This is a genomic window from Acidovorax sp. JHL-9, assembly GCF_000426205.1.
Taxonomy (GTDB): Bacteria; Pseudomonadota; Gammaproteobacteria; order Burkholderiales; family Burkholderiaceae_C; genus Acidovorax; species Acidovorax soli.
On record NZ_AUEX01000063.1, the window covers coordinates 1 to 1,365 of the forward strand.

The following is a 1,365-nucleotide window of genomic DNA, read 5'->3' on the forward strand; positions in this document are numbered from 1 at the left end:
CGAAGTGAGTGATACCCTGCTTCCAGGAAAAGCCACTAAGCTTCAGCTATTGACGACCGTACCGCAAACCGACACTGGTGCGCGAGATGAGTATTCTAAGGCGCTTGAGAGAACTCAGGAGAAGGAACTCGGCAAATTGATACCGTAACTTCGGGAGAAGGTATGCCCCAAGTAGGTGAACTCGTACAGAGGAAGCCCAAAGGGGTTGCAAAAAATCGGTGGCTGCGACTGTTTAATAAAAACACAGCACTCTGCAAACACGAAAGTGGACGTATAGGGTGTGACGCCTGCCCGGTGCTGGAAGATTAAATGATGGGGTGCAAGCTCTTGATTGAAGTCCCAGTAAACGGCGGCCGTAACTATAACGGTCCTAAGGTAGCGAAATTCCTTGTCGGGTAAGTTCCGACCTGCACGAATGGCGTAACGATGGCCACACTGTCTCCTCCTGAGACTCAGCGAAGTTGAAATGTTTGTGATGATGCAATCTCCCCGCGGAAAGACGGAAAGACCCCATGAACCTTTACTGTAGCTTTGTATTGGACTTTGAACAGATCTGTGTAGGATAGGTGGGAGGCTTTGAAGTGAGGTCGCTAGATCTCATGGAGCCAACGTTGAAATACCACCCTGGTGTGTTTGAGGTTCTAACCCAGGTCCATTATCTGGATCGGGGACAGTGCATGGTAGGCAGTTTGACTGGGGCGGTCTCCTCCCAAAGCGTAACGGAGGAGTTCGAAGGTACGCTAGTTACGGTCGGACATCGTGACGATAGTGCAATGGCATAAGCGTGCTTAACTGCGAGACTGACAAGTCGAGCAGATGCGAAAGCAGGACATAGTGATCCGGTGGTTCTGTATGGAAGGGCCATCGCTCAACGGATAAAAGGTACTCTGGGGATAACAGGCTGATACCGCCCAAGAGTTCATATCGACGGCGGTGTTTGGCACCTCGATGTCGGCTCATCTCATCCTGGGGCTGTAGCCGGTCCCAAGGGTATGGCTGTTCGCCATTTAAAGAGGTACGTGAGCTGGGTTTAAAACGTCGTGAGACAGTTTGGTCCCTATCTTCCGTGGGCGCTGCAGATTTGAGGAAGCCTGCTCCTAGTACGAGAGGACCGGAGTGGACACACCTCTGGTGTATCGGTTGTCACGCCAGTGGCATTGCCGAGTAGCTAAGTGTGGAAGAGATAACCGCTGAAAGCATCTAAGCGGGAAACTCGTTTCAAGATGAGATCTGCCGGGGCCTTGAGCCCCCTGAAGAGTCGTTCAAGACCAGGACGTTGATAGGCTGGGTGTGGAAGCGCAGTAATGCGTTAAGCTAACCAGTACTAATTGCTCGTGCGGCTTGACCCTATAACTTTGATAGCCA

Annotated in this window: 1 rRNA gene; it reads left to right on the forward strand. The window is 51.6% G+C overall.

The annotated features are described in order from the left end of the window. A 23S ribosomal RNA gene (locus K225_RS0119125) occupies positions 1–1,349 on the forward strand; the annotation flags it as partial. Between the last annotated feature and the right edge of the window lie 16 nt (positions 1,350–1,365).